Source organism: Burkholderia sp. AU27893 (assembly GCF_002223205.1).
In the GTDB taxonomy this organism is placed as follows: Bacteria; Pseudomonadota; Gammaproteobacteria; order Burkholderiales; family Burkholderiaceae; genus Burkholderia.
Genome location: NZ_NKFD01000001.1, coordinates 711,382 through 736,636, shown reverse-complemented (window position 1 = coordinate 736,636; position 25,255 = coordinate 711,382). Strand labels below are relative to the sequence as shown.

Sequence of the window (25,255 nt, the reverse complement as noted above, 5' to 3'; positions counted from 1 at the left end):
CCGAGCCGTTTGCGCATGGGGCCGGTGGTAGAATAACCGGCTTATTTTTCGATCTTCCCCTACGGAGAGACCAACGTGCCGTTCATTTCCAACGCGTTCGCCCAAGGTGCCGGTGGCGCCGAATCGAGCCTGATGAGCTTCCTGCCGCTCATCCTGATGTTTGCCGTGCTCTACTTCATCATGATCCGTCCGCAGATGAAGCGTCAGAAGGAGCACCGCAACATGCTCGCGGCCATGGCCAAGGGCGACGAAGTCGTCACGAGCGGCGGCCTCGTGGGCAAGGTGACGAAGGTCACCGAAGGCTACATCGGCGTCGAAATCGCCGAAGGCACCGAAATCACCGTGCAGAAGGCCGCGGTTACGACCATTCTGCCGAAGGGCACGATCAAGTCGCTGTAAGCCCTTCACCGAGCGTCCGGCTCCCCGCGCCGTGCCCGCCTGAGAGAGCGGGCCGCCGCGGCGCCGGACGCGACGCTTTCACGCCAACCACCCGTTCGGCTCCCTCATGAATCGTTATCCACTCTGGAAATATGTCGTGATGGTCGTGGCGCTCGCCATCGGCCTTCTGTACACATTGCCCAACTTCTTCGGCGAATCGCCGGCGGTGCAGGTGTCGAGCGGCAAGGCCACGGTCAAGCTCGACTCGACCACGCTGACCCAGGTCGAATCGGCGCTCGCCTCCGCGCAGATCACGCCGGACGACGTCACCTTCGAGAACACGGCGACCAACGCGAACATCCGCGTGCGCCTGAAGGACACCGATACGCAGCTGCGCGTCAAGGACCTGCTGCAGAAGTCGCTGAACACCGACCCGAACGATCCGCAGTACGTCGTCGCGCTGAACCTGCAGAGCGCGTCGCCGCGCTGGCTGACCTCCCTGCACGCGCTGCCGATGTATCTCGGCCTCGACCTGCGTGGCGGCGTCCACTTCCTGCTCCAGGTCGACATGACGGGCGCGCTGACGAAGAAGCTCGATTCCGACGCGTCCGACGCGCGCACGCTGCTGCGCGACAAGAACATCCGCGACGGCGGCGTGAGCCGCGTCGACCAGTCCGTGGTCGTCAACTTCAGCGATGCGCAGACGGCGGAAGACGCCCGCAAGCTGCTCGCGCAGTCGATCACCGAACTGCAATGGGCGACCCAGCCCGGCGGCGGCGGCACGCAGGTCGTCGGCACGTTCACGCCGGCCGTGCAGAAGTCCGTCGAGGACGCCGCGCTCAAGCAGAACCTGACGACGCTCCACAACCGCGTGAACGAACTCGGCGTGTCCGAGCCGATCCTGCAGCAGCAAGGTAGCGACCGCATCGTCGTCGAGCTGCCGGGCGTGCAGGACACCGCGAAGGCGAAGGACATCATCGGCCGCACCGCGACGCTCGAAGCGCGCCTCGCCGATCCGATCAACACGCACCCGAACCCGAACGACCCGGTGCCGCCGGGTGAAGAGCTGTTCACCCAGGGCAACCAGGCGCCGGTGCTGCTGAAGAAGGACGTGATCTTCACGGGCGACCGCATCATCGATGCCTCGGCCGGCTTCGACGATCACCAGCGTCCGTCGGTCAACATCCGCCTCGATTCGGCGGGTGGCCGCTCGGTGCGCGCGGTCTCGCGCGAGAACATCGGCAAGCCGATGGCGATGGTGCTGTTCGAGAAGGGCAAGGGCGAAGTGCTGACCGTCGCGACGATCCAGTCGGAACTCGGCGACCGCTTCCAGATCACGGGCCAGCCGACGCCGCAGGCCGCGGCCGACCTCGCGCTGCTGCTGCGCGCCGGTTCGCTCGCAGCGCCGATGGACATCATCGAGGAACGCACGATCGGCCCGAGCCTCGGCGCCGACAACATCAAGATGGGCATCCACTCGGTGATCTGGGGCTTCTGCGCGATCGCCGTGTTCATGATCGCGTACTACATGCTGTTCGGCGTGATCTCAGTGATCGGCCTGTCGGTGAACCTGCTGCTGCTCGTCGCCGTGCTGTCGCTGATGCAGGCGACGCTGACGCTGCCCGGTATCGCCGCTATCGCGCTCGCGCTCGGTATGGCGATCGACGCGAACGTGCTGATCAACGAGCGGGTGCGTGAAGAACTGCGCGCCGGCCAGCCGCCGCAGACCGCGATCCAGGCCGGCTACGCGCATGCGTGGGCGACGATTCTCGACTCGAACGTCACGACGCTGATCGCCGGCCTCGCGCTGCTCGCATTCGGCTCGGGCCCGGTTCGCGCGTTCGCGATCGTGCACTGCCTCGGTATCCTGACGTCGATGTTCTCCGCGGTGTTCTTCTCGCGCGGGATCGTCAACCTCTGGTACGGCGGCCGCAAGAAGCTCAAGTCGCTCGCGATCGGCCAGGTGTGGAAGCCGGAAGGCGCCGCTGCCGCCGCGTCGTTCACCGACGCCGACGAATCGACCGACACCGCACGCGCCGCGAAGCTCTCCGCCCCCGCGAAGGGCAACGCGCCGCGCGCCGGCAAGCCGCAGCTGCGCAATCGCGCGCAGCAGGGCGTGTCGCCGAAGAAACCGGGCTCGACCCAATAAGGCCCCGGAGAAGACCATGGAATTTTTCCGCATCCGTAAAGACATTCCGTTCATGCGGCACGCGCTGGTGTTCAACGTGATCTCGCTGGTCACGTTCCTCGCCGCCGTGTTCTTCCTGTTCCATCGCGGGCTGCACCTGTCCGTCGAATTCACCGGCGGGACGGTGATCGAGGTGCAGTACCAGCAGGCCGCTGAACTCGAACCGGTGCGTGCGACGCTCGGCAAGCTCGGCTATGCCGACGCGCAGGTGCAGAACTTCGGCACCTCGCGCAACGTGCTGATTCGCCTGCAGCTGAAGGAAGGCCTCACGTCCGCGCAGCAGAGCGACCAGGTGATGGGCGCGCTGAAGGCGCAGAACCCGGACGTCACGCTGCAGCGCGTCGAGTTCGTCGGCCCGCAGGTCGGCCGGGAGCTCGCGACCGACGGCCTGCTCGCGCTCGCATGCGTCGTGATCGGCATCGTGATCTACCTGTCGTTCCGCTTCGAGTGGAAGTACGCGGTGGCCGGCATCATCGCCAACCTGCACGACATCGTGATCATTCTCGGCTTCTTCGCGTTCTTCCAGTGGGAGTTCTCGCTGGCGGTGCTCGCGGCGATCCTCGCGGTGCTCGGCTACTCGGTCAACGAGTCGGTCGTCATCTTCGACCGGATCCGCGAAACGTTCCGCCGCGAACGCAAGATGAACGTGCAGGAAGTGATCAACCACGCGATCACGACCACGATGTCGCGTACGATCATCACGCACACGTCGACCGAAATGATGGTGCTGTCGATGTTCTTCTTCGGCGGCCCGACGCTGCACTACTTCGCGCTCGCGCTGACGGTCGGCATCATGTTCGGCATCTACTCGTCGGTGTTCGTCGCGGGCTCGCTCGCGATGTGGCTCGGCATCAAGCGCGAAGACCTGATCAAGGAAAAGAAGTCCGCGCACGATCCGGACGATCCGAACGCAGGCGCGCAGGTTTAAGCGCCACGCTGCTTCGGCACTGACGAAGAGCCGGCCCGGTTGGGCCGGCTTTTTTCATGGCCGCGCCACTGCCGCGCATCGCACCGCCCGCTCGCCCTGCCCCGTCACGCGGGTCGGCTACAATCGTGACCGTCCCGTCGCGCCGGCCGCCGGCCGTACGTCAGCGGGACAGCGCCTTCGCCCTCCGTTCAAACGTGCGGTCCCGATGATGCCTCCCACGCGTGTCGCTCTTCGCGTTGCCGTTTGCGCCGCCGTCACGGCCGCGCTCCTGCCGCACGCGTCATCCGTCGGTGCGCAGCAGCCGGCGTCCACCCCGCCCGCTTCTGCCGCTTCTGCCGCTTCTGCCGCTTCTGCCGCTTCTGCCGCTTCTGCCGCTTCTGCCGCTTCCGCGCCCGCAGCCGCTTCGCCCGCCGCCGCCCAGCCGCCCTCGCCCTGCCCGCCCGACTGGGAGCCGCAGATCTGCGAGCTCAAGGCAGCGGTGGAAATCCTGAAGCGGCAGCACCTGACCGACGTCGACATCGGCGCACTGCTCGACGCAACGACCCACGCGGGAATCAAGACGCTGCCGTACGCACGTTTCTTCGACGCGAAGGAGGAGCAGGAGCGGCGCGACGACGAACGGCGCGCGCGCGACGGCACGCCCGGCATCGGTATCGTGTTCGAGACGCGGCCCGACGGGCTGCACATCGTCGACGTGATTCCCGACGCGCCCGCGGAAAAGGCCGGCGTGCGCCCCGACGATCTCGTCGTCGCGATGAACGATACGAGCGTCGTCGGCATCGACCCCGCCGACCTGACCAGACTCGCCAAGGGCGATGCGGGCGTGCCGCTGAAGCTCACGGTCCGGCGCGGCCCGTCGCACGCGGTGCTCAGCTTCGCGCCCGTTCGGACGATCCTCAAGCCCCACCCGGCGACCGCGAAACGCCTCGACGGCGACATCCTGTACACGCGGCTGTCGAGCTTCCCCGAACCGGCGGTCGGCGACTACATCGACGCGGTGCAGGCCGCGCGCCGCACGGGGCCGGCGGTGAAAGGCGTGATCCTCGACCTGCGCATCAACGGCGGCGGCGCGCTCAATGCGGCGATCGGCATCACCGCGCTGTTCGCGGGCCGCGACCGCACCGCGATGGTGACGGTCGAGCGCGGCGACGCCAACCGCCGCCGCTACACGACCAACTGGCCCGATTACGCATTACCGGTCATGCACGGCCAGGATCCGCTCGCGCCGTTGCAGGCCGACGACTGGTGGCGCACCGTGCCGCTCGTCGTGCTCGTCGACGGACAGAGCGCGTCGGCCGCCGAAGCGACCGCGGCGGCGCTGAAGGATCTCGGCCGCGCGAAGTTGCTCGGCATGCCGACCTACGGGAAGGGGCTTGCGCAGACGGGCGTCGACCTGGTCGACGGCACGCGCCTGAATTTCACGTATGCGCGCAACCTGCGGCCGAACGGCTGCCCGATGGACGGCTACGGCGTCGTGCCGGACTGGCTCGTGCCGCCGCGCCGCGACTCGGACGTCGACGGCGTGCTGCTGTGGTACCGGGAAGCCGACCTCGCCCGCGCCCCGTATGCGGACCGGCTGGCGCCCGATCCGTTCGCGAAGGTGCGCAAGGAACGGCAGACGCTGCGCGAGCGGCGGGCGCTCGCGAAGATCGATACCGCGAAGAGCGCGGCGCTGCCGCAGCGCGAGTTCGGCACGGCCACCGACTGGCAGCTCGGTCAGGCACTCGCGGCGCTCGCCGGGCGCCCGGTGCGGACCGTCGAAGCCAGGCCGCAGCTGATGCCCGCGCAACCCGTGTGCGAGCGCGCCGGCAACTGATACGCGCCGCCCGTCCCGTTACCGGAACCCGAACCGCTTGCGCAGCACGACCAGCGCCACGAGGCTCAGCACGGCCGCGAACATCAGGTAGAAGCTCGGCGCGGTCTTCATCCCGGTCGCCTTGATCAGCCACGCGATGATGAACGGCCCGAAGCCGCCGAAGATCGTCACCGCGACGTTGTACGCGAGCGACATCCCCGTCGTGCGCGTCTGCACCGGAAACACTTCGGACAGCAAACCCGGCAGCGCCGCGAAGTAGCCCGTCATCAGGAACGCGAGCAGCACCTGCAGCGCGATCAGCGTGCCGAAGCCCGGATGGGCGACCAGGTACGCGAACGCCGGGTAGATCAGCACGAGGATGCCGACGGCCGGCGCGATCATCACGCGCACGCGGCCGTAGGTGTCCGACCAGTGGCCGACGAGCGGCGCGAACGCCATCTGGATCACGCCGACCACCAGGATCGCCGCGAACGCGGCCGACGGCGCGAGGCCGAGCTGCTTCACGCCGTAGGTCGGCATGAACAGCACGAGATAAGTCGCGACGGTGCCGAGCACGACCACGCCCATTGCGGCGACGAGGCGCGCCTTGTGCGACGCGAACGTGTCGCGCAGCGGGTTCGCGGTGCCTTCCGCCGCGAGGAATTCGGGCGTCTCGTCGACCTTCGTGCGGATGTAGTACGCGACCGGCCCGAGCAGCAGGCCGAAGAAGAACGGCACGCGCCAGCCCCACGACGCCATCTGCGCGGCCGTGAGCTGCGCGTTCAGCACGGTGCCGAAGCCGGCGGCGAGCAGCGTCGTGAGCCCCTGGCTCGCGACCTGCCAGCTCGCGAAGAAGCCGCGCCGGCCCGGCACGTGCTCGGCGAGGAACGCGGTCGCGCTGCCGAACTCGCCGCCGGCGGAAAAGCCCTGCATCAGCCGCGCGGCGACGAGGATCACCGGCGCCGCGACGCCGATCGTCTCGTAGGTCGGCAGCACCGCGATGATCAGCGTGCCGCCCATCATCAGCAGGATCGACAGCGTGAGTGCGGCCTTGCGCCCCGCGCGGTCGGCATACGCGCCGAGCACGATCGCGCCGAGCGGGCGCATGAAGAACGACACGCCGAACGTGCCGAGCGTGAGCAGCAGCGACACGGTGTCGTTGCCGGCCGGGAAGAACAGCTTCGAGATCGTCACCGCGAAGAAGCCGTAGACGACGAGATCGAACCACTCGAGCGCATTGCCGATCGACGCGGCAACCACCGCGCGCCACACGCGCGGCGACGAGGCAATGGAACGGGACTGCGTGACGGCATGCATCGGCGATCTCCTTGTCGTTGTACGTTCTGTTCGAGGCGGCCGCTCGCGCGCCGTCGGCCTGCCCGGCGCCGCGCACGGCGCTCGGGCGATTATAGGCGCGCAAATAAAAACCGCCGCGCCCCTGACGGGAACGCGGCGGCGGACTCGCGACGGGACGGCGCGAAGGGCGGCCCGACCGGCGGGCTTACTGCTGCTTGAGCGCTTCGGCCGTGATCAGCAGCTTCGTCTTCATCTTGAAGCCGTACTGCTTGCCGTAGTCGAGGCCGAAATCGCTGCGGTCGAATTCGCCGACGGCGTCGACGCCGCACACTTCACGCTTGAGCATCGGGTGCGGCATGCACTTGAACGAGTCGATCTTCAGCGTGACCGGCTTCGTGACGCCATGCAGCGTCAGGTTGCCGACCACCGATACCGGCTTGTCGCCGTCGAACTTGATCGCGCCCTTGTAGTTCGCCTGCGGGAACTTGGCGACGTCAAAGAACTCGGCCGTCTGCAGATGCTCGTCGAGCTTCGTGCTGCCGGTGTGGATCGACGCGATGTCGGTCGTCACGTCGACCGTCCCCGTCTTCGCCGCGCGGTCGAGCGTCACGGTGCCGCTCGACTTGTCGAACTTGCCGCGCCAGACCGACAGGCCGCCCATGTGGTCAGCCTCGAAGCTCGGGTACGTGTGGCTCGGGTCGAACTGGTACGTGACGCTTTCGGCGAATGCCGAGAACGACAGCGACGCTGCCAGCGCGCCTGCGGCGATGATCAGTTGCTTTTTCAAACCTTTTCTCCTTGGAACGGCGCCGCGCCCTCGCGCGGCATTCGGGTGAGGCGACAATCCGCCGCTTACTTGGTGGCGACGAGATGGAACTTGATCTGCACTTCGTCCGCGACGACCGACGTATCCTTCCACTCGCCGGTGCCGACGTTGAACGCCGAGCGCTTGATCGGCAGCACGCCGTCGAAGGTCTGCGTCGCGCCGCTCTGCGTGACCGTGACGGGCACCGTGACGTTCTCGGACTTGCCCTTGATCGTCAGCTTGCCGGTCACGTTGTACTTGTTGCCGCCCGCCGGCGCGATCGCCGACGACACGAACGTGGCCTGCGGATACGCCTTCGCGTCGAACCAGTCCTTGCCGGCAACCTGGTCGTTGTACATCTTGTCGCCGAGGTCATAGCTCGCGACGTCGATCGTCATCTGGGCGCTGCCCTGCGCGGCTTTCGCCGGGTCGAACTTCACCTGCGCGGAAAACTTCTTGAACGTGCCTTCGGTCGGCACGTTCATCTGCTTCGACACGGCGGACACCTTGCTCTTCGCGAGATCGACATCGGCGAGCGCCGCGCCCGACGCGACAAGTGACACCGCGGCGAACGCGGTCAGCATGGAGCGGGAGAAAGACACTTTCATGGGATCCTTCATTTGGCAAAGGGAAGCATCCGCGACAGCAGGCCGTCGCGGTCCAACAACTGGTGCTTGAGCGCCGCGACCACGTGCAGCGAAACGAGCGCAAGCAGAATGTAATTCAATGACACGTGAAGCGTCTTGAAGGTTTCCTTCAGCACCGGATCGGGGTCGATCAGCCGCGGCAGCGGCACGATGCCGAGGTAGACCACCGGGATGTTCGACGCCGAGCTGTACAGGTAGCCCGTCACCGGAATCACGATCATCAGCAGGTACAGCAGGATGTGCACGCCGTGCGACGCCGCGCGCTGCCACGCGGGCGTGCCGCCCGGCAGCGCCGGCGGCACGTGGGTGGCCCGCCACAGCACGCGGATGACGACCAGCGCGAATATCGTCACGCCCATCCACTTGTGCCACGAGAAGTACTTCAGCTTGGTCGGCGTGAAGCCGGGGATGTCGGTCATCACCCAGCCCATCGCGAACGCGCAGACGATCAGCAGCGCGATCAGCCAGTGCAGCGCGATCGCCGTCTGCGTATAGCGTACCGGCGTGGCCGGCAGCGATTTCGATGCCATCTTGGATTCCTCAGTTCAGCGAACGGCCGCGCCGGAAATTCGTCCGACGCTTGTCAAGGGCGCCATGCTACCGCAACCTTTTGACGCGCGCGGACTCTGAAGACAGGCCCGCCAGCCGGCTGACAGCTTCCTGTCATGTTACCGATCGGTCACCGAACCCGCGATCGTTGACACGCCGAAAAAGGCCTTTTGGTAAGATTGGCGCGGGTTCCGGCCCCGTCGACGCGTCTCCCCAGCCGTCGCACCACTGCCTTTTCCATGCAACGAAACGACCTGATTGCCTGCCACGAGTGCGACGCACTGTTGCACAAACCGCGCCTGAGCGGACGTGAAATCGCGCGCTGCCCGCGCTGCGACGCGCTGCTCTATCGCAACAGCACCGCGCAGATCGAGCGGATCTGCGCGCTCGCGCTCGCGGCGCTGATCACGTTCACGATCGCGCAGGCGTTCCCGATCCTCGAAATGGACGTGAACGGCAACCGCGTGCAGACCACGCTGATCGGCGCGATCGATTCGCTGTGGCACCAGGACATGGCGATCGTCGGCGTGATGGTGTTCTGCTCGACCGTGCTGTTCCCGCTCGTCGAGATGGCCGCGCTGCTGTACCTGCTGCTGCCGATCCGGCGCGGCGTCGTACCGCCCGGCTTCAACCTGGTGCTGCGCGCGATCGAGCTCGTGCGGCCGTGGGGCATGATCGAGGTGTTCATGCTCGGCATCCTCGTGACGATCGTGAAGATGGTGAGTCTTGCAAGAGTGGTTCCCGAGGCCGCGCTGTTCGCGTTCGCCGCGCTCACGCTGATGATCGCCGTCGTGCTGATGTTCGATCCGCGCACGCTGTGGGACATCGCCGACGACCTGCGCGCGGGCCGCTCGCCCGGGCAGCCCGACGATGCCGCCCCGCTGCCGGAAGCCGCCCGCCGATGACGATCCCGACCGCCGCCCGCGAGGGCTACGCCAGCTGCCACGCATGCGGCCTCGTGCAGACGCTCGACCATCCGCACGCACACTGCGCGCGCTGCGGCAGCGCCCTTCACTTCCGCACGCCGAACAGCGTAATGCGCACGTGGGCGCTGCTGCTCGCCGCCGCGATCCTCTACATTCCCGCGAACCTGCTGCCGATCATGCGCACCGCGTCGATCGTCGGTTCGCAGGAAGACACGATCATGAGCGGCGTGATCTATTTCTGGGTCTCCGGCGACTGGCCGCTTGCCATCGTCGTGTTCGTCGCGAGCATCCTCGTGCCGATGCTCAAGCTCGGCGTGCTGCTGATCCTCGTGATCAGCGCGCAGCGCCGCGCCGCCTGGCGGCCGCTGCAGCGCACGCGCCTGTTCCGGATCGTCGAACGCATCGGCCGCTGGTCGATGCTCGACATCTTCGTCGTGACGCTGACCGTCGCGCTCGTCCATTTTCGTTCGCTCGCCATCATCACGGCCGGCCCCGGCGCGCTCGCGTTCGGTTCCGTCGTGATCCTGACGATGCTCGCATCGATGCAGTTCGATCCCCGCCTGATCTGGGATCCAGTCGAAACCTCAGGGAATCACCATGAATAGTCCACAAGGCTCGCAGCACGACGCGCCCCGGCCGCCCGATCCGACGATCTCGACGAAAAGCGGCTGGCTGCCTTCGCTCGTCTGGCTCGTGCCGCTGATCGCCGCGCTGATCGGCATCGGCCTCGTGATCAAGTCCGTGCGCGAGCGCGGCCCGGAAATCACGATCAGCTTCCACAGCGCCGAAGGGCTCGAGCCCGGCAAGACCCAGGTCAAGTACAAGGACGTCGAGATCGGCATGGTCAAGACGATCAAGCTGTCGAAAGACCTGTCGCGCGTGCTCGTCCAGGTGCAGCTCAAGAAGGAGGCGGAGGATTTCGCGGTCAAGGGCTCGCGCTTCTGGATCGTGCGGCCACGCGTCGGCGCGACCGGCGTGTCGGGGCTCGGCACGCTGCTGTCGGGTGCGTACATCGGCGTGGACGCCGGGCGCTCGGAGGATACGCTGACCGACTTCACCGGCCTCGAGTCACCGCCCGCCGTCACGGGCGACCAGAAAGGCACGCAGTACGTGCTGCGCGGCGATTCGCTCGGCTCGGTCGACATCGGCTCGCCGGTCTACTACCGCCGCGTGCAGGTCGGCCAGGTGGTCGGCTTCTCGCTCGACAAGGACGGCACCGGCGTCACGTTCAACGTGTTCGTCAATGCGCCGTACGACCAGTACGTCGGCGTGAATTCGCGCTGGTGGCAGGCAAGCGGCGTGGACCTGCGGCTCGACTCGAGCGGCCTGAAGCTGAACACGCAGTCGCTCGCGACGGTGATCCTCGGCGGCATCGCGTTCCAGACGCCGCCGAACCAGGGCTCCGGCGCGACGGCGCCGAACAACACGACGTTCCGCCTCGCGTCCGACGAGGGCGACGCGATGCGCGACCCGGACGGCCAGCCGCTGCAGGTCGTGATGAACTTCAACCAGTCGCTGCGCGGGCTCGCGGTCGGCGCGACGGTCGACTTCCGCGGCATCGTGCTCGGCGAAGTGACGAACATCGGCATCGACTTCGATCCGAAGACGAAGAACTTCCTGATGCCGGTGACGATCAACGTGTATCCGGAACGCCTCGGCCGCCGCTTCCGCGAAACGATCGAGAGCAAGGGCGAACCGGCCCGCCGCGAGATCGTCGAGCGGCTCGTCCAGCACGGGCTGCGCGGCCAGCTGCGCACCGGCAACCTGCTGACGAGCCAGCTGTACGTCGCGCTCGACTTCTTCCCGAAGGCGCCGGCCGTGAAGATCGACACGACGCGCCAGCCGCTCGAGCTGCCGACCGTGCCGAACACGCTCGACGAGCTGCAGCTGCAGGTCGCCGACATCGCGAAGAAGCTCGACAAGGTGCCGTTCGACCAGATCGGCGCGAACCTGAACAGCGCGCTGTCGAACGCCGACAAGCTGTTCAAGCAGCTCGACACGCAGGTCGCGCCGGAAGCGCGCGACACGCTGTCGGCCGCGAAGCAGACCTTCTCGACCGCCGAAGCGACGCTGCAGCAGGATTCGCCGCTGCAGTCCGACGTGCGCGGCGCGCTGAAGGAGCTCACGCGCACGCTGCAATCGCTGAACGCGCTCGCCGACTATCTGGAGCGCCACCCCGAATCGCTGCTCAAGGGCAAGCCAGGAGATAAACAATGACGACCACACGCGTGAACGGTTTCGCGAGCGGCGCGGCGGCGGCTGTCGCCGCCCTCGCGCTCGCCGCGTGCAGCTCGCCGCCCGCGCGGTTCTACACGCTCAGCCCGGCCGATGCCGCGGCGCCGCTGCGCACCGCGCCGGCCAACCCGGCGTTCCTGATCGAGGTGCCGGCCGTCGGCGTGCCCGAGCAGGTCGCGAAGAACCAGCTGGTCGTGCAGAAGAACGCCGCGCAGGTCGACGTGCTCGAGCAGGAACGCTGGGCGTCGCCGCCCGCCGACGAGATCCGCCGCGCGCTGTCGGACGATCTCGCCGCGCAGCTCGGCACGATCGACGTCGCGAATTCCGCGACTCCGCCCGGCGTGCCCGTGTACCGGATCAGCGTGAACGTGCAGCGCTTCGAGTCGTGGCCCGGCAAACGCGCGGCGGTCGACGCCGTATGGAGCGTGCGCTCGCTCGCCACGCAGGCCGTGATGACCTGCCGCACGAGCGTCGCGCAACCGGTCGCCGACGGCTACGACGCGCTCGTCGCCGGCCACCGGCGCGCGCTCGACGTGATCGCCACGCAAGCCGCGGCCGGCGTGCGCGCGATGGCCGCGCGCCGCGGCACGGCGACTGCCGCGGCGCCCGCTGCCGGCAGCAAGACGGCCGTCGCGCCGGTCGTGCCGTGCCCGGCCAACCCGACCTCCGGCGGCGACGCCGGCGCGACGGGCAAGTCCGGCGCGTAAGCGGTCGGGGCGCAGGCGAGCTCGATGGCGTGCCCGCCTGCGCGGTTTCGGGCGGCATGACCTCGATCGTCGCCGACGCGCCGGCCGCCGTCGGCGTTGCGGCGCCGCCCGCCTCCCGTCACGCTCATCGGCCAAACGGCCAATTTGCACTGTTTGTCAAAGTCGGCCGGAACCGGCGCCATGCCACACGGTCGGCTTGCGTTTTCCGGCCCGATTGACGATCCTACGCACTTTCCGGCTCGCGCCGTTCGTCGTGCGCGCCAGCCAGCGGCGCCGGGCCGCGTTCGGCCCGACCGCCGTGCCTCCCGGCGCCTGCACGCGATCGGCGTGCACCGCAGCGGGGCAGCCGCATCGCGGGTCGCCGCGCCTCGTCCGGCAACCGGCCCCGTCTCACCCGTTCTCCCCGGCGCCGCGCCGTTTCCCCGGCCGGCAATCCGAACCCGCCCGCCGAGGGCTTTCGTTATTCCGTTTATGCTTCGTTCCCTGACGACCCTGATCAAGAAGTGGCGCGCGTCGCGCAATGCCGGTCACCAGCTCGATGCGCTGCTCGCGCACGCCGACGCCGATGCGTCGTACGCCGAGCGCAGCGAATGGCTGATCGAGCTCGCGCACTGGCTGCGCCGCACCGGCGCGATGCAGGCCGCCCAGGACGCGCCGGCCGATCGCGACGCCGATGCGCGCGCGTATCCGGCCCATGCGCGGTTGCGCTACCTGTTCCACGTGCTCGATCGCAACCCCGCGTGGAAAACCCACGCCGCGCGCATCCTGCGCGGCATCCTGCGCGAGTGCGACGGCATCTCGCTCCTGTGCGACGCCGGCATGCCCGTGCACTCGGGCTTCTTCGGCGCGCTGTTCGAGCGGATCGACTCGTCGCTGATCCCGCCCGCGCCGAACCGCCGCGAGCTGTCCGCGCTGTTCACGCTGATGTTCCCGACGCCGGAAGACGCGCAATGGATCGACGCGCTTCCCGACGATCTCCTCACGCGCCTCGCCGAGCTGATCTCGTTCGACGTCACCGACGAAGAGCGCCACGAGCCGGGCTCGTTCTCGCGCGACCTGCTGGCCGCGCTGCACAACCTGACCTGCCAGATCAGCTCGACCGGCCTGTCGCAGACGGTGCGCAGCCGGCTCTCCGACGACGATGCGCGCAAACCGCTCGAAACGCAGCCGTTCTACCGCCTCACGCGCGCGATGCTCGCGGTCGAGACCGCGCACGCGGCCGTCGAGGACGGCGGCGACCCGAGCAAGCTGCTGCACGAGGTGAACTACCTGCGCGTGCTGCTCGACGAATGCCGGATCGCCGTCGACGACGTGTTCTCGCACCTGTACCGCAACGGCGTATCGGTCGACATCGTGTTCCAGGTCGAACGGATGCGCATGCGCATCGTGCGCGCCGAGATGCTGCTGAACGCGTGGATGGCGCGCGACGACCTGCACGGCATGGCGCACCTGACGGCCGAGCTCGTCGACGCGAACCACAACAGCCAGAGCGTGTCGCACCTCGTGCGCAGCAACTTCTCGCTGTTCGCGCGCAAGCTCGTCGAGACCAACGCGGACACCGGCGAGCACTACATCTCGCGCGGCCGCGCCGAGTACCTGAAGATGCTGCGGATGGCCGCGGGCGGCGGGCTCGTCACGGTCGTGACCGTGTGCGTGAAGTTCGCGATCACGGGCGCGCACCTGCAGTCGATGCTCGAAGGGCTGCTCGCGGGCGTCAACTACGCGGCCAGCTTCATGCTGATGCACTTCCTGCACTTCACGCTCGCGACCAAGCAGCCCGCGATGACCGCGCCGACCCTCGCGCGCGAGCTCGACGACACCGGCCACGAGGAAGGCGTGAAGGCGTTCGTCGCGTCGGTGATCGCGCTGATCCGCACGCAGGCCGCCGCGATTTCCGGCAACGTACTCGTCGTGCTGCCCGTGTGCCTGCTGGTGCAGCTGTTCGCGAGCAACGTGATGCACGCGAACCTGATCTCGCCGGAGAAGGCGCACACGACCCTGCACTCGTTCTCGCTGCTCGGCCCGACGCCGCTCTACGCGGCGCTGACCGGCGTGCTGCTGTGGGCGTCGAGCCTGCTCGCGGGCTGGGCCGACAACTGGTTCGTGCTGCACCGGGTCGGCGACGCGCTCACGTACAACCGCCGGCTGCGCCTCACGCTCGGTCAGGCCGGTGCCGCGAAGCTCGCGCACTTCTGCCGGTCGAACGTGGCCGGCGTGGTCGCGAACGTCGGGCTCGGCCTGATGCTCGGCCTCGTTCCGGCGATCGTCACCGTGTTCATGTTCCCGTTCGAGGTGCGCCACGTGACGCTGTCGGCCGGCTCGATCGGCATCGCGCTCGGCGTGCTGGGCAAGGATGCGCTCGGCACGCCCGAGCTGTGGTGGGCCGGCGCCGGCGTGCTCAGCATGGCGATCCTGAACGTGCTCGTGAGCTTCGCGCTCGCGTTCACGATGGCCGTGCGCTCGCGCAGCCTGCGCCGGACCAAGGTGCGCGCGCTCGTCGGCGCGATCGTCCGCACCGTGCTGTCGAATCCGCTCGCGCTGTTCTGGCCGGGCAGCGGCCCAGCCGCGCGCGCCGGCCAGCCGGGCTCGCACTGAGCCTGCGGCGGCATGGCGGCGCCCGTCCGGGCGCCGCCGCGCGGCCTGCCGGCCCGCCTGCGCGGCGCCCCGGCCCGCGCCGCGGCACCGAAAGGCGACGCAACGGCGGCCCCGGCCGCCCGCGCCGCGTACAATAGTGGACTTTTGCACGTCCTCACCCGCCTTATGTCCTCGCCCACCCTGTACGAATTCTTCGCCCCCTGCCCGCGCGGCCTCGAAGCGGCGCTTGCCGCCGAGCTGGCCGAAATCGCCGGCCGCCACCTGAACGGCGCGCCGTTCACCGCGGGCGCGCAGGTGCCGGGCGGCGTCCACTTCAGCGGCGGCTGGGCCGCCGGCATGGCCGCGAACCTCCATTCGCGGATCGCGAGCCGGGTCCTGCTGAAGATCGCGCACCGCGCGTACCGCAACGAGCAGGACGTCTACGCGCTCGCGCTCGAGCAGCCGTGGGAGCGCTGGTTCGCGGCGACGCAGACGCTGCGCGTCGACATCACCGCGATCAAGTCCCCGCTGAAGAGCCTCGAATTCGCGACGTTGCGCGTGAAGGACGCGATCTGCGACCGGATGCGCGACAAGACCGGCGCGCGCCCGAGCATCGACACCGGTGCGCCGGACGTGCGCGTGTTCGCCTTCCTGACGGCGGGCGAGTGCACGCTGTATCTCGACACGTCGGGCGAGCCGCTGTTCAAGCGCGGCTGGCGTCTCGACAAGGGCGCGGCGCCGCTGCGCGAGAACCTCGCGGCCGGCATCCTGCGCCTGACGGGCTGGACGCCCGGCACGGCGCTGTACGACCCGATGTGCGGCAGCGGCACCTTCCTCGCGGAAGCCGCGCAGATCGCACTCGGCGTGGCGCCGGGCGTCGAGCGCCGGTTCGGCTTCGAGAAGCTCAAGCAGTACGACATCACCGCGTGGCAGGGGCTGAAGGTCCCGGCGCTGGACGCGAAGCGCGCGGCGCGCGGCAAACGCGGCGAAGCGCTCGGCGTGTACGGCAGCGACATCTCCGGCGACATGCTCGAGAAGGCGCGCGCGAACCTCGAGCGTGCGGGCGTGCCGTCGGTATGGCTCAAGCAGGTCGACGCGCGCGGGATGACGCCGCCGTGCGACGGCCCGGGCATCATCCTCGCGAACCCGCCGTACGGCGAGCGGATCGAGGTGCGCGGCCGCAGCGCGCGCGGCGAGGTGCGCGAGACGGGCCGCAACCGCGGCAACGACGACGCGTTCCGCCGCACCCACACCGACGCGCCCGACAGCGAGTTCTTCAACGCGCTCGGCGATGCGCTGAAGCAGCGCTTCACCGGCTGGCAGGCGTTCCTGCTGACGTCCGACCGTTCGCTGCCGGGCCAGCTGCGGCTGCGCGAGTCGGCGAAGACGCCGCTGTTCAACGGCGCGCTCGAATGCCGGCTGTTCCGCTTCGACCTGATCGCCGGCAGCGTGAAGGCGCGCCCGGCCACGCCGGAAGGCGACGCGTAACCTGCATCATGACCGCAGCGGGGCCGCCGGTGCGGCCCCGCTGCGGCACCTGGAACGCCGCCGTTACCGCACCCGCGGCAACGGCGGCGTTTCGTTTCAGTGCGTCGAGCACGCCCGGCGCCCCATCGTGAACGGCAGTGCCTGCCCCGTCTCGAGCAGCGTCTTCAGGCTCGACCGCACGACCGGCCGGCCGCCGCGAATCCCGCGATCCATCTCCGAGCCCGGCACCACCCCGTCGTGCGCGACGGTCAGCTTCACGACTCCCTCGTGCGGCTCGACGAGACAGGTCACGCGCGACGCCTTCCCCTCTCCTGACGGCGTACGCCACGTGACGACCAGCCGGTGCGGCGGATCGTTCTCGCCCCCTTCGCCGACGATGTCGACCCGCGACGGATCGTCGTAGTCCCGATGCTCCCGGCGCGAGCCCGTAGCACTGTTCGGACAGCGTCTGCCCGCTTTTCGCGTGCAGCAAATCGAGCACCCGGCGGCGCGTGGCGTCGGCCAGCGCCTTGAAAACGAGATCCATGCCACTCCCGGGTCAATGGCCTTGTTACGCAACCAAGCAGTTGCATGTCAGGGGGTGACAACTCTACTGACAATACGGTGTCAGCAGGCCGCGATCACACTGCAATCCCGGCGCAATGCAAGGCTGGTTTCCGCACCGAACCCGAACAACAAACAACGCAACAAGGAGCTCGTCATGACGTCTGCAACCGCCAATGCCACGCTGGAGCGCGCGATCGCGTGGTTCGACATTCCGTCCCTCGATTTCGACCGGGCGATCCGCTTTTACGAAACCGTGCTGCAGACGACGCTGCAGCGCGCCGTCATCGGCGGCGTGCCGATGGCCACGTTCGATCGCGACGCATCGAGCACGGGCGGCAGCATCGTGTTCGACCCGCAGCAGCTGAAGCCGAGCGCGAACGGCGTGCTCGTCTACCTGAACGCCGGCGAATCGGTCGTCGCGGCGCTCGAACGCGCGAAGCGCGCGGGCGGCGTCGTGCAGGGCTCGGTCGTCGAGCTGCCGAACAACTACGGCTACGTCGGCTACCTGATCGACACCGAAGGCAACCGCGTCGGCCTGCACGCGCCGAAATGCCACTGAACGCGGCGGCCGTCGGGCCCGCGCGGCGCTATCATCGCGAAGTCCCCACTGCCGTTGGAATCGAGGTGCCGTCATGACGCGCCGTGCCGACCGCCTGTTCCAGATCGCCGAGCTGCTGCGCGGCCGTCGTCTCACGACCGCGCAGCAACTGGCCGACTGGCTGTCGGTGTCGCCGCGCACCGTCTATCGCGACGTGCGCGACCTGCAACTGTCAGGGGTGCCGATCGAAGGCGAAGCCGGCATCGGCTACCGGCTGAACCGCAACGCGAGCCTGCCGCCGCTCACGTTCACGGCCGAGGAACTGGCGGCGCTCGCCACCGGCGCACGCATGCTCGAGACCTGGGGCGGTGCGCGCTTCGCGAGCGGCGCGCGCTCGGCGCTCGCGAAGATCGCGTCGGCGATGCCGGCCGACAAGCGCACGGCGCTCGACCGCCTGCCCGTGTTCGCGCCGTCGTTCCACATCGACGAGACGTTTTGCGCGAAAGTCGACGCGATCCACCAGGCCATCGACACGCGCCACGTCGTCAGCTTCGGCTACCGCGACCGGCTCGGCGCGCATTCGCAACGCCGCGTATGGCCGCTCGGGCTCGTCTACTGGGGCGGGCGCTGGACGATCGGCGCGTGGTGCGAGCTGCGCGACGATTTCCGCACCTTCGACATCGCGCGGATGGGCGACATCACCGTGCACGAGCAGTTTCCGGACATGGAAGGGCGGCGGATCGCCGACTACATGCGGATCGCGGAAGCGCCGATGCGCTGACGCGGCACGACGGCGGGCGCGTTGCGCGCCGCCGCCGCTGTCCCTGTTCCGGGCCGCCAAGCCGCACCCCGCCCATCCTACCCGCCGAACACCACCGTCCGCTTCGGCCGCTCGTCGACGTGCAGCGAGAACACGTCGGGGCGCGCGTAATGCCCGACCACGTCGAAGTCGTAGCGCGCCCGCACGAGTTCATCTGTATCCACGCGCGCGGTCACGAGCCCGGCTTCGCCGATCAGCGGCTCCGTCAGCAGGTCGCCGAGCGGCCCGACGATCACGCTGCCGCCGCGAATCAGCGGCCGCTCCGGATCCCAGCCCGGCACGTCGATGCCGAGCGCGCGCGGCGACGGCTGCACCTGGCATGCGCTGACGACGAAGCAGCGCCCTTCGTGCGCGATATGCCGCATCGAGCTCTGCCAGACGTCGCGCTCGTCGACGGTCGGCGCGCACCAGATCTGCACACCCTTCGCGTACATCGCGCAGCGCAGCAGCGGCATGTGGTTCTCCCAGCAGATCGCGGCGCCCGCGCGGCCCGCGGCCGTGTCGACGACCGGCAGCGTCGAGCCGTCGCCCTGCCCCCAGATCAGCCTCTCGGTGCCGGTCGGCATCAGCTTGCGGTGCTTCGCGACGAGCCCGTCCCGCGGATCGAAGAACAGCGCCGTGCAGTACAGCGTGCTGCCGCCGCGCTCGATCACGCCGACCACGAGGCTCGCGCCCGTGCGCTGCGACAGCGCGGCCAGCTCGTCGGTTTCCGGCCCCGGCACGTCGATCGCCTGCGCGGCGTAGCGCGCATACGCGTCGCGGCCTTCGGGCAACCGGTAACCGAGCCGCGTGCCGAAGATCTCGCCTTTCGGATAGCCGCCGAGCACGGCCTCGGGCAGCACGACGAGCGACGCGCCGCTGTCGCGGATCGCGGTTTCGTAGCCGAGGATCGTGTCGAGCGTGGCGCGCGTGCCGGCGGGCGATGCGCCGATCTGCAGCGCGGCGATGACTGACGTGGACATGAAGGCGTCTCCGGTGAATGGGGTAACGCCATCTTTATCGATAAGATGTCATCGATCAAATCGATAGAACGATAAGTGTCATGAATGCAGATGATATCGCCGGCCTCGACCTGAACCTGCTGAAGGTGTTCGAGGCGCTGTACGAGGAAGGCGGCGCGAGCCGCGCGGCGCTGCGGCTCGGCCTCACGCAGTCGGCGGTGAGCGCGGCGCTCGCGAGGCTGCGCGTGATCTACGCCGATCCGCTGTTCGTGCGCACCGGCCGCGGGCTCGCGCCGACGCCGCGCGCGGACGAACTGAAGCCGATTCTGTCCGACGCGCTCGACCGTTGCCGCGAAAGCCTCGCGATCGCGGCCGACGGCGGCGACCGCATCGGCCGCACGATCTCGATCGGGCTGTCGGACGACTTCGAGATCGCGCTCGGCCGCGCGCTGATCGACGCCGTCGCGCGGGAAGCCGCCGGCATCCGGCTGATCTTCCGGCAGACGCACAGCGGCATCGCCGGCGACGCGCTGCTGCGCCACGGCGTCGACCTTGCCATCGCATCCGGCGGCTTCTCGGCGAACGGGCTCAGCCGTCGCGCGGTCGCGACCGGCGGCTATGCGTGCCTGATCGACCCGGCCGCCAGCCCGAAGCCGCCGCGCACGCTGACGCTCGCCGATTTCCTGCGGCGCGACCACCTGCTCGTATCGTCGGGCGGCGTGATCGGGATCGTCGACGAGGCGCTGGCGACGCTCGGCCACAAGCGGCGCGTCGCGGCGTCGACCACGCATTTCGCCGCGTTGCCGTACCTGCTCGCCGGTTCCGACGCCGTCGCGACGATTCCCGCGCACGCGGCACGCGCGATCGCGCAATCCACCCCGCTGCGCGCGCTCGCCTGCCCGGTCGACTTGCCGCACTACCCGGTCGAAATCGGCTGGCGCACGAGCACGCAGCGCGACCCGGCGATCGTGCGCGTACGCGACGCGATCGCCGCGTGCATCGCCCATCTCGTCGCGCCGTGAAATCGGCAACCCAGACGAATTGAAAGGGTCTGATTCGTTTAGCGCAGCGACCGGCAGCGTTCGGGCGCAACCGGTAAAATGCCGAACCATGAAACCCGAAATCTGGACCCCGCATGTGACGGTCGCCGCGCTCGTCGAGCACGCCGGCCGCTTTCTCATGATCGAGGAAGAAACCTCGTCGGGCCTGCGCATCAACCAGCCGGCAGGCCATCTCGAAGCCGGCGAAACGCTGGCCGACGCCGTGATCCGAGAAACGCTCGAGGAAACCGCGCACCCGTTCACGCCCGACGCGCTCGTCGGCGTCTATCTCGCGCACTACGACCGCCCCGGCACCGCCGGCGCGACCTACCTGCGCTTCACGTTCTGCGGCACGGCCAGCGAGCCGATCGCAGGCCACGTACTCGACGACGGCATCGTCCGCACGCTGTGGATGACCGCCGACGAGCTGCGCGCGTGCGGCGAGCGTCATCGCTCGCCCGCGGTGATGCGCTGCGTCGACGATTACCTCGCCGGGCGGCGCATTCCGCTCGATTTCGTGCACACGCATTCGGTCGCGCCGCGCCCCGAAGCATTCGAACGTCAGGCGGTCAACAAATGAGCAAGCGCCGTGTAGTGGTGGGCATGTCGGGCGGCGTCGATTCGTCGGTGACCGCGTGGCTGCTGAAGGAACAGGGTTACGACGTGGTCGGCCTGTTCATGAAGAACTGGGAAGACGACGACGACGGCGAATACTGCTCGACGCGCCAGGACTGGATCGACGTCGTGTCGGTGGCCGACCTGATCGGCATCGACGTGGAAGCCGTCAACTTCGCGGCCGAATACAAGGACCGCGTGTTCGCCGAATTCCTGCGCGAATACTCGGCCGGCCGCACGCCGAATCCCGACGTGCTGTGCAACGCCGAGATCAAGTTCAAGGCGTTCCTCGATCACGCGATGTCGCTCGACGCGGAAATGATCGCGACCGGCCACTATGCGCGCGTGCGCGAGCGTGACGGGCGTTTCGAACTGCTGAAGGCCTTCGATCATACGAAAGACCAGTCGTACTTCCTGCACCGGCTGAACCAGGCGCAGCTGTCCAAGACGATGTTCCCGCTCGGCGAGATCCCGAAGACGAAGGTGCGCGAGATCGCCGCGCAGATCGGGCTGCCGAACGCGAAGAAGAAGGATTCGACCGGCATCTGCTTCATCGGCGAACGGCCGTTCCGCGATTTCCTGAACCGCTATCTGCCGACGAAACCCGGCCCGATGAAGACGCCGGACGGCAAGGTCGTCGGCGAGCATATCGGCCTCGCGTTCTACACGTTCGGCCAGCGCAAGGGCATCGGCCTCGGCGGCAGCAAGACCGGCAACGGCGATCCGTGGTTCGTCGCCGCGAAGGACATCGCGTCGAACACGCTGTACGTCGTGCAGGGCCACGATCATCCGTGGCTGCTGGCGCGCGAGCTGGTCGCGGGCAACGTGAGCTGGGTCGCCGGCGAACCGCCAGCCGAAGGTTTCGCGTGCGGTGCGAAGACGCGCTACCGGCAGGCCGACGCGGCGTGCGCATTCGGCGCCGCCACGCCCGGCCCGGCGGGCGAAGCGCGCTTCTCGCTTGCGTTCGACGACGCGCAGTGGGCCGTCACGCCCGGCCAGTCCGCCGTGCTGTACGACGGCGAGATCTGCCTCGGCGGCGGGATCATCGAATCCGCGCTGTCCGGCAACGTGCAGTCGAACGAAGCACCGGCCCTCGCGCTCGCCCGCTGACGCACTGCCGCCGGCGCCGCCGCGCAAGCGGGCGCCGGCCGGACGCGGCCGCGCCGCTCATCGCATGTTCCGTACCGACGCGTCGTAGCGCTCGCGCGCCGCGTCCAGCTCGGGAAAATGGCGCTCGGCCCAGCGGTCGAGCGCCACGAGCGTCTCCACGAGCGACCCCGCCACCGCCGTCAACCGGTACTCGACGTGTGCGCGCCGCGCCGCCACCGCGATGCGTTCGATCAGCCCGTTGCGCTCCAGCTCGCGCAGCGTCTGCGTCAGCACCTTCTGGGAAATCCCGCCGATACGCTTGAGCAGCTCGCCATTGCGCAGCGGCCGCTCGGCCAGCGCCGGCAGGATCAGCAGCGACCATTTGCCGGCGACCAGCGCGAGCGCATCGCGCGCCGAGCAGTCCGCCGCATAGACGTCGCCGGGAAATGCCATGGTTACCTCCGGGTGCGTGATTGCGCGGCCCCACCGCCGCCGGCCATCATCGTCGCACACTCCCGGAGCCCGCCATGCATGCGCTGATCGTCGTCGCCCATCCCGAACCGCAGTCGTTCAACGCCACCCTCGCCAGCGCGGCGGCCGACGCCTGGCGCGCCGGCGGCCATACCGCGACGGTCGCGAACCTGTACGCAGACGCGTTCGACCCGCGCGAAGCGCCGCACCATTACGCAGACCGGCTCGACACCGCCCGCTTCGACGCGCAGCGCGAGCAGCGCCATCACTGGGAACGCGACACGCTCGCGCCCGAGATCGCGCATCACGTCGGCCTGCTGAAGCAAGCCGATGCGCTGATCCTCCAGTTCCCGCTGTGGTGGTTCGGCGCGCCCGCGATCCTGAAGGGCTGGATGGATCGCGTCTTCGTCTACGGCGGCCTTTACAGCAGCCGGCAGCGCCACGATCGCGGCGTGCTGCAAGGGCGGCGCGCGTTGCTGAGCGTCACGACCGGCTCGTCGGCCGCCGCCTGCGCGCCCGACGGCCGTGAAGGCGATACCCGTCTGCTGCTGTGGCCGATCATGTACGCGCTGCGCTACGTCGGCTTCGACGTGCTCGAACCGCACCTGATCCACGACGTCCGCGGCGGCCTCGCGGGCGATGCCGCGCGGCGGCAGGACGCGCGCCTCGCACGCTGCCTCGTCGACTACCGCACGCGGCTGCGCGACTGGCCCGCGTGGCCGCGCGTGCCGTTCAACCGCGACGAGGACTTCGACGACGACGCCCGGCTGAAGCCCGGCACCCCGGCGTACAGCCCGTTCATCCGCCCGGCCGAGGCCGGCCGGTAGTCGCCGGCTCGGCAACGCGAGCTTCACGACACCCGTAGTAGACTCTCGACCATCGTGGGCGCCGGCGGCGGCGGGTACGGCACGGGCAGCATGCCCGCCGGGCCTGCGCGATGCCTCGGGCGCCGACCTGCCGGCCGCCGCGCGATCCTGGCGACGTGACGGCCATCCAGACAATTACGATGGAGTCCCCATGTTTTCCCGACGCTATATCGCGATGTGGTGCGCGGTCCTGCTGTTCGTGGCCGTCGCGGCGCTCGCCGCCCGGCACACGATCGCGTGGCTGTGGCTCGTGATCCCGGCCGCCCTCGTCGCGCTCGGCCTGTACGACCTGAAGCAGGACCGCCACGCGATCCTGCGCAACTACCCGCTCTGGGGCCACTTCCGCTTCCTGTTCGAATTCATCCGACCTGAAATCCGCCAGTACTTCGTCGAGGACGACACCGACGAGAAGCCGTTCTCGCGCGCGCAGCGCAGCCTCGTCTACCAGCGCGCGAAGAACGTCGCCGACAACCGCCCGTACGGCACCGAGCTGAACGTGAAGGCCGTCGCGCACGAATGGATCAGCCACTCGCTCGCGCCGACGAAGCTGCCGAACCACGATTTCCGCATCCGCGTCGGCGCGAACCGCGCGCAACCGTACGACATTTCGATCTTCAACATCTCGGCGATGAGCTTCGGCTCGCTGTCCGCGAACGCGATCCGCTCGCTGAACCTCGGCGCGAAGAAAGGCGGTTTCGCGCACGACACGGGCGAAGGCTCGCTGTCGAAGTACCACCGCGAGAATGGCGGCGACATCATCTGGGAAATCGCGTCCGGCTACTTCGGCTGCCGCAACGACGACGGCACCTTCAACCCCGACAAGTTCGCGAAGCAGGCCGCCGATCCGCAGGTCAAGATGATCGAGGTGAAGCTGTCGCAGGGCGCGAAGCCCGGCCACGGCGGCGTGCTGCCGGCCGCGAAGATCACGCCGGAAATCGCCGAGACGCGCGGCGTGCCGATGGGCAAGGACTGCATCTCGCCCGCGACGCATTCGGAGTTCTCGACGCCGCGCGGGCTGCTCGAATTCGTCGAACGGCTGCGCACGCTGTCGGGCGGCAAGCCGACCGGCTTCAAGCTGTGCATCGGCCATCCGTGGGAATTCTTCGGGATCGCGAAGGCGATGCTCGAAACCGGCATCGTGCCGGACTTCATCGTCGTCGACGGCGCGGAAGGCGGCACGGGCGCGGCGCCGCTCGAATTCACCGACCACGTCGGCGTACCGCTGCAGGAAGGGCTGCTGCTCGTGCACAACACGCTCGTCGGGATCGGCGTGCGCGATCGCGTGAAGCTCGGCGCGAGCGGCAAGATCATCACCGCGTTCGATATCGCGCGTACGCTCGCGATCGGCGCGGACTGGGTGAACTCGGCGCGCGGCTTCATGTTCGCGGTCGGCTGTATCCAGGCGCAGCACTGCCACACCGATCGCTGCCCGACCGGCGTCGCGACGCAGGACCCGGTGCGCCAGCGCGCGCTCGTCGTGCCCGACAAGGCCGAACGCGTGTACAACTTCCACCGCAATACGCTGCATGCGTTGCAGGAACTCGTGCAGGCAGCCGGCCTCGCGCATCCGTCCGAGCTGCGCGCGCATCACATCGTGCAGCGGGTCGCGCCGCATGAAGTGCGGCTGATGTCGCAGTTGCTGAAGTACCTGAAGCCCGGCGCGCTGCTCGACGGCCAGACCTGCGGCTTCTCGCTGTACGACAAGTGGTGGCCGATTGCGCGCAGCGATTCGTTCACGCTCGGCGAAGCCGTGTACGCGTCGATCGAATGACGCGGGCCACCGCCCCCGCTGCGGGGCGGCCCGGCAAAAAGA

At 68.8% G+C, this 25,255-nt stretch carries 24 protein-coding genes; 17 read left to right on the top strand and 7 right to left on the bottom strand.

Annotated features, from left to right (window positions below; all coding sequences use genetic code 11):
* The first annotated feature begins 75 nt into the window (after positions 1-75).
* From yajC to CFB47_RS03480, 4 genes are all read left to right on the top strand, one after another.
* Positions 76-399, top strand: coding sequence for a preprotein translocase subunit YajC (gene yajC / locus CFB47_RS03495; RefSeq protein ID WP_006476868.1), 324 nt, complete (start codon positions 76-78; stop codon positions 397-399).
* A 106-nt stretch (positions 400-505) separates the two neighbouring features.
* The gene (secD, locus tag CFB47_RS03490) at positions 506-2,527 is read left to right on the top strand and encodes a protein translocase subunit SecD (RefSeq protein WP_089460432.1); all 2,022 of its coding nucleotides are present in this window, start codon (positions 506-508) and stop codon (positions 2,525-2,527) included.
* A gap of 16 nt (positions 2,528-2,543) precedes the next feature.
* Complete coding sequence (gene secF / locus CFB47_RS03485) at positions 2,544-3,494, top strand: protein translocase subunit SecF (protein WP_089439261.1); 951 nt, start codon at positions 2,544-2,546, stop codon at positions 3,492-3,494.
* A 205-nt stretch (positions 3,495-3,699) separates the two neighbouring features.
* Complete coding sequence (locus tag CFB47_RS03480) at positions 3,700-5,310, top strand: S41 family peptidase (protein ID WP_179258914.1); 1,611 nt, start codon at positions 3,700-3,702, stop codon at positions 5,308-5,310.
* Between the two features lie 18 nt (positions 5,311-5,328).
* Here CFB47_RS03480 and CFB47_RS03475 read toward each other — a convergent pair whose 3' ends face one another.
* The 4 genes from CFB47_RS03475 to CFB47_RS03455 all read right to left on the bottom strand — a co-directional run bounded on the left by CFB47_RS03475 (position 5,329) and on the right by CFB47_RS03455 (position 8,567).
* Positions 5,329-6,606 (bottom strand): MFS transporter, encoded by a 1,278-nt coding sequence (locus CFB47_RS03475; RefSeq protein ID WP_089455604.1) that lies wholly within the window; start codon positions 6,604-6,606, stop codon positions 5,329-5,331.
* Between the two features lie 184 nt (positions 6,607-6,790).
* Complete coding sequence (locus tag CFB47_RS03465; protein ID WP_089439259.1) at positions 6,791-7,372, bottom strand: YceI family protein; 582 nt, start codon at positions 7,370-7,372, stop codon at positions 6,791-6,793.
* A 65-nt stretch (positions 7,373-7,437) separates the two neighbouring features.
* Complete coding sequence (locus CFB47_RS03460; RefSeq protein ID WP_089439258.1) at positions 7,438-7,998, bottom strand: YceI family protein; 561 nt, start codon at positions 7,996-7,998, stop codon at positions 7,438-7,440.
* 8 nt (positions 7,999-8,006) lie between these two features.
* Positions 8,007-8,567 (bottom strand): cytochrome b, encoded by a 561-nt coding sequence (locus tag CFB47_RS03455; RefSeq protein ID WP_089455602.1) that lies wholly within the window; start codon positions 8,565-8,567, stop codon positions 8,007-8,009.
* 258 nt (positions 8,568-8,825) lie between these two features.
* Here CFB47_RS03455 and CFB47_RS03450 point away from each other — a divergent pair, with 258 nt between their 5' ends.
* The 6 genes from CFB47_RS03450 (at position 8,826) to CFB47_RS03425 (ending at position 16,516) form a co-directional block, all read left to right on the top strand.
* Complete coding sequence (locus CFB47_RS03450) at positions 8,826-9,491, top strand: paraquat-inducible protein A (protein ID WP_089439256.1); 666 nt, start codon at positions 8,826-8,828, stop codon at positions 9,489-9,491.
* Positions 9,488-10,117 (top strand): paraquat-inducible protein A, encoded by a 630-nt coding sequence (locus CFB47_RS03445; protein ID WP_089460430.1) that lies wholly within the window; start codon positions 9,488-9,490, stop codon positions 10,115-10,117. The genes CFB47_RS03450 and CFB47_RS03445 overlap by 4 nt, the downstream gene beginning before the upstream one ends.
* Entirely contained in the window at positions 10,110-11,729 is a 1,620-nt protein-coding gene (locus CFB47_RS03440) for an intermembrane transport protein PqiB (protein ID WP_089460429.1), read from the top strand. The genes CFB47_RS03445 and CFB47_RS03440 overlap by 8 nt, the downstream gene beginning before the upstream one ends.
* Complete coding sequence (locus tag CFB47_RS03435; protein ID WP_089455599.1) at positions 11,726-12,454, top strand: membrane integrity-associated transporter subunit PqiC; 729 nt, start codon at positions 11,726-11,728, stop codon at positions 12,452-12,454. The genes CFB47_RS03440 and CFB47_RS03435 overlap by 4 nt, the downstream gene beginning before the upstream one ends.
* Positions 12,455-12,925: 471 nt before the next feature.
* Positions 12,926-15,049: a site-specific recombinase gene (locus CFB47_RS03430; RefSeq protein WP_089455598.1), complete on the top strand. Its 2,124-nt coding sequence runs from the start codon at positions 12,926-12,928 to the stop codon at positions 15,047-15,049.
* A 165-nt stretch (positions 15,050-15,214) separates the two neighbouring features.
* Complete coding sequence (locus tag CFB47_RS03425; protein ID WP_039361417.1) at positions 15,215-16,516, top strand: class I SAM-dependent RNA methyltransferase; 1,302 nt, start codon at positions 15,215-15,217, stop codon at positions 16,514-16,516.
* Positions 16,517-16,612: 96 nt separating this feature from the next.
* On the opposite strand, the gene CFB47_RS41625 is transcribed toward CFB47_RS03425, so the two are convergent.
* On the bottom strand, positions 16,613-17,047 hold the full coding sequence (locus CFB47_RS41625; RefSeq protein WP_373453131.1) for an SRPBCC domain-containing protein: 435 nt from the start codon (positions 17,045-17,047) through the stop codon (positions 16,613-16,615).
* Positions 17,048-17,216: 169 nt separating this feature from the next.
* On the opposite strand from CFB47_RS41625, the gene CFB47_RS03415 reads away from it, so the two are divergent.
* Positions 17,217-17,621: a VOC family protein gene (locus tag CFB47_RS03415; RefSeq protein ID WP_089439251.1), complete on the top strand. Its 405-nt coding sequence runs from the start codon at positions 17,217-17,219 to the stop codon at positions 17,619-17,621.
* A gap of 73 nt (positions 17,622-17,694) precedes the next feature.
* Positions 17,695-18,381, top strand: a complete 687-nt coding sequence (locus CFB47_RS03410) for a YafY family protein (RefSeq protein ID WP_069746174.1) — start codon at positions 17,695-17,697, stop codon at positions 18,379-18,381.
* A 77-nt stretch (positions 18,382-18,458) separates the two neighbouring features.
* On the opposite strand, the gene CFB47_RS03405 is transcribed toward CFB47_RS03410, so the two are convergent.
* Entirely contained in the window at positions 18,459-19,382 is a 924-nt protein-coding gene (locus CFB47_RS03405) for a carbon-nitrogen hydrolase family protein (RefSeq protein ID WP_089460427.1), read from the bottom strand.
* A gap of 80 nt (positions 19,383-19,462) precedes the next feature.
* Between CFB47_RS03405 and CFB47_RS03400 the strand changes: the two genes are divergently transcribed.
* From CFB47_RS03400 to mnmA, 3 genes are all read left to right on the top strand, one after another.
* Complete coding sequence (locus CFB47_RS03400; protein WP_089460426.1) at positions 19,463-20,383, top strand: LysR family transcriptional regulator; 921 nt, start codon at positions 19,463-19,465, stop codon at positions 20,381-20,383.
* Positions 20,384-20,471: 88 nt separating this feature from the next.
* A complete protein-coding gene (locus CFB47_RS03395; RefSeq protein WP_089439248.1) occupies positions 20,472-20,981 on the top strand; it encodes an NUDIX hydrolase in 510 nt (169 codons plus the stop codon).
* Positions 20,978-22,126 carry a tRNA 2-thiouridine(34) synthase MnmA gene (mnmA, locus tag CFB47_RS03390; protein WP_089439247.1) on the top strand — a complete coding sequence of 383 codons (1,149 nt, stop codon included), beginning with the start codon at positions 20,978-20,980 and terminating at the stop codon, positions 22,124-22,126. Before CFB47_RS03395 ends, mnmA begins: the two co-directional genes overlap by 4 nt.
* A gap of 57 nt (positions 22,127-22,183) precedes the next feature.
* Here the strand turns inward: mnmA and CFB47_RS03385 are convergent, their stop codons facing one another.
* Positions 22,184-22,558, bottom strand: coding sequence for a helix-turn-helix domain-containing protein (locus CFB47_RS03385; protein WP_089424511.1), 375 nt, complete (start codon positions 22,556-22,558; stop codon positions 22,184-22,186).
* Positions 22,559-22,632: 74 nt separating this feature from the next.
* Between CFB47_RS03385 and CFB47_RS03380 the strand changes: the two genes are divergently transcribed.
* The gene (locus tag CFB47_RS03380; protein WP_089460425.1) at positions 22,633-23,403 is read left to right on the top strand and encodes an NAD(P)H-dependent oxidoreductase; all 771 of its coding nucleotides are present in this window, start codon (positions 22,633-22,635) and stop codon (positions 23,401-23,403) included.
* Between the two features lie 190 nt (positions 23,404-23,593).
* Complete coding sequence (locus CFB47_RS03375) at positions 23,594-25,213, top strand: FMN-binding glutamate synthase family protein (RefSeq protein WP_039361434.1); 1,620 nt, start codon at positions 23,594-23,596, stop codon at positions 25,211-25,213.
* Positions 25,214-25,255: the final 42 nt, after the last annotated feature.

Bases quoted from the DNA above. Each gene is read 5' to 3' on its own strand.
- CFB47_RS03385 (WP_089424511.1), bottom strand. From the start codon at position 22,558: ATGGCATTTCCCGGCGACGTCTATGCGGCGGACTGCTCGGCGCGCGAT.
- secF (WP_089439261.1), top strand. From the start codon at position 2,544: ATGGAATTTTTCCGCATCCGTAAAGACATTCCGTTCATGCGGCACGCG.
- CFB47_RS03425 (WP_039361417.1), top strand. From the start codon at position 15,215: ATGTCCTCGCCCACCCTGTACGAATTCTTCGCCCCCTGCCCGCGCGGC.
- CFB47_RS03435 (WP_089455599.1), top strand. From the start codon at position 11,726: ATGACGACCACACGCGTGAACGGTTTCGCGAGCGGCGCGGCGGCGGCT.
- mnmA (WP_089439247.1), top strand. From the start codon at position 20,978: ATGAGCAAGCGCCGTGTAGTGGTGGGCATGTCGGGCGGCGTCGATTCG.
- CFB47_RS03460 (WP_089439258.1), bottom strand. From the start codon at position 7,998: ATGAAAGTGTCTTTCTCCCGCTCCATGCTGACCGCGTTCGCCGCGGTG.
- secD (WP_089460432.1), top strand. From the start codon at position 506: ATGAATCGTTATCCACTCTGGAAATATGTCGTGATGGTCGTGGCGCTC.
- CFB47_RS03475 (WP_089455604.1), bottom strand. From the start codon at position 6,606: ATGCATGCCGTCACGCAGTCCCGTTCCATTGCCTCGTCGCCGCGCGTG.
- CFB47_RS03455 (WP_089455602.1), bottom strand. From the start codon at position 8,567: ATGGCATCGAAATCGCTGCCGGCCACGCCGGTACGCTATACGCAGACG.
- CFB47_RS03410 (WP_069746174.1), top strand. From the start codon at position 17,695: ATGACGCGCCGTGCCGACCGCCTGTTCCAGATCGCCGAGCTGCTGCGC.
- CFB47_RS03400 (WP_089460426.1), top strand. From the start codon at position 19,463: ATGAATGCAGATGATATCGCCGGCCTCGACCTGAACCTGCTGAAGGTG.
- CFB47_RS03395 (WP_089439248.1), top strand. From the start codon at position 20,472: ATGAAACCCGAAATCTGGACCCCGCATGTGACGGTCGCCGCGCTCGTC.
- CFB47_RS03440 (WP_089460429.1), top strand. From the start codon at position 10,110: ATGAATAGTCCACAAGGCTCGCAGCACGACGCGCCCCGGCCGCCCGAT.
- CFB47_RS03415 (WP_089439251.1), top strand. From the start codon at position 17,217: ATGACGTCTGCAACCGCCAATGCCACGCTGGAGCGCGCGATCGCGTGG.
- CFB47_RS03430 (WP_089455598.1), top strand. From the start codon at position 12,926: ATGCTTCGTTCCCTGACGACCCTGATCAAGAAGTGGCGCGCGTCGCGC.
- CFB47_RS03450 (WP_089439256.1), top strand. From the start codon at position 8,826: ATGCAACGAAACGACCTGATTGCCTGCCACGAGTGCGACGCACTGTTG.
- CFB47_RS03405 (WP_089460427.1), bottom strand. From the start codon at position 19,382: ATGTCCACGTCAGTCATCGCCGCGCTGCAGATCGGCGCATCGCCCGCC.
- CFB47_RS03380 (WP_089460425.1), top strand. From the start codon at position 22,633: ATGCATGCGCTGATCGTCGTCGCCCATCCCGAACCGCAGTCGTTCAAC.
- CFB47_RS03375 (WP_039361434.1), top strand. From the start codon at position 23,594: ATGTTTTCCCGACGCTATATCGCGATGTGGTGCGCGGTCCTGCTGTTC.
- CFB47_RS03445 (WP_089460430.1), top strand. From the start codon at position 9,488: ATGACGATCCCGACCGCCGCCCGCGAGGGCTACGCCAGCTGCCACGCA.
- CFB47_RS03480 (WP_179258914.1), top strand. From the start codon at position 3,700: ATGATGCCTCCCACGCGTGTCGCTCTTCGCGTTGCCGTTTGCGCCGCC.